General features: G+C 60.7%; 2 protein-coding genes and 1 pseudogene. All 3 read left to right on the top strand.

Annotated elements, in window-relative coordinates; all coding sequences use genetic code 11:
* Window positions 1-309 (top strand): annotated as a pseudogene (locus WAN71_RS19130) (hypothetical protein); the annotation flags it as partial.
* Window positions 306-866 carry a cupin domain-containing protein gene (locus WAN71_RS19125; protein ID WP_422226837.1) on the top strand — a complete coding sequence of 187 codons (561 nt, stop codon included), beginning with the start codon at window positions 306-308 and terminating at the stop codon, window positions 864-866. The pseudogene WAN71_RS19130 and the gene WAN71_RS19125, both read left to right, overlap by 4 nt.
* A gap of 89 nt (window positions 867-955) precedes the next feature.
* Window positions 956-1597: 4Fe-4S binding protein (locus tag WAN71_RS19120; protein ID WP_422226836.1), on the top strand; the 642-nt coding region annotated here is incomplete at its 3' end.

Genomic DNA, 1597 nt, shown 5'->3' with positions numbered 1-1597 from the left:
AACCTTGGCCATGGTGGCAGCATCATTTTCCACGCGGAGTGCCAAGCCAGGTACATCGCTCAGTGTGTTCGCGAGCTGCTCGAAGGTGGATACGGCGCAATGGAATGTCGCAATGACGTGTTCGCCGATTATCAGAACCGGCTTGATACTGCGCTCAACGGGATGGTCTGGTCTCAGGTAGAGGTCGGAAGCTGGTATCGGAACAGCCGCCGCCGGGTGGTGGCCAACAGCCCGTGGCGTCTGGTGGACTACTGGGGCATGACTCGGGAGCTCAATGTCGCTGATTGGACATTCGAGGCACCACGATGAGTCAGGCGATCCGTCGGGTGGTTACCGGTCACGACGCCAATGGTAAAGCCGTCATTGCGAGCGACCAGCTGGTTACGGGCGACACCTCACGGGTCCGCCCAGGTTTCGGGGTTCATCGTGTATGGGGCTGGGACGTGGCGCCCACGTTTCCCGACGACGGAAACCTACCCGCGACATACGACTTCTTCCCGCCCAACGGCGGAGCCAGATTCGTCGTCATGAGTCTTAGCCCTGACTCCACGGAAATCGACCCGCCACGGGTTGCGGCCTCGGAACTCATCGCAGAATTTGCGAAGCTACTGCCGGGCGCCGCGCAATACGTTGACCGCGTTGATCCTCGATTTCATCGCACTCCAACAATCGATCTCGCGGTAGTGCTATCCGGCGAAGTCACCGTCGTACTGGATAGTGGCGATCGAGCGACGTTGTCCGCAGGCGATACCTTCGTGCAGAACGGAACGTCTCACGCGTGGAGCAATGCTGGTCCGGAATCCGCGCAGATCGCCTTCTTTCTCGCAGGTGTCTCGCACGCAGATACTCCGTCTACACGTCCCTGAACATTGGAGCTCGACGAAATGCCTTTGCATCCCAACGCCGCCAACCTCCTTGACCGCCTTTCCGCAGCATTGGGTTGGGTAATTCGCCGATGCATGTGATTACTCGGTCGTGCTGCAGCGACGCCGCATGCGTGGCGGTGTGCCCGGTAAACTGCATCCATCCGCGCCCCGATGAACCGGAGTTCGCTAGCGCGGAAATTCTCTCTATTGACCCTGAAGCATGCGTTGACTGCGGCGCATGCGTCGATGTGTGCCCCGTCGATGCGATCAAGGCCGCACATCAGCTGCTGCCGCGTGACCGCCCGTTCGTCGAGCTCAACGCCCACTACTATTCCGACGACGATCGGCGGCGGTACATCCCGGCGCTACCGACCAGAACACCGGTCGGCCCGGTCATCGACGGGCATTTGCGCGTCGCGATTGTCGGCTGCGGGCCGTCGGCATGCTATGCGGCCGAAAGCCTGCTTACCCGTGGCGATTTGGATGCCGAGGTGAATATCTTCGAGCGCCTACCGACGCCCTGGGGACTGATACGGTTCGGAGTCGCTCCAGATCACCCTGATACCAAGTCAGTGTCACGCAGGTTCGAACGTCTCGCATCATTCGGCGCGAATTTCTACCTCGATGTCGACGTGGGCCGCCACATTAACCATGCCGAACTGGTGGCGCATCACCACGCCGTGGTGTATGCGGTCGGAGCACAGGGCGGTCGGAAGCTCACCATCCCTGGG

Source organism: Mycobacterium sp. (genome assembly GCF_049280035.1).
Taxonomy (GTDB): domain Bacteria; phylum Actinomycetota; class Actinomycetes; order Mycobacteriales; family Mycobacteriaceae; genus Mycobacterium.
The sequence above is the reverse complement of the archived record's forward strand: the minus strand, read 5'-3'. Positions and strand labels throughout refer to the sequence as shown.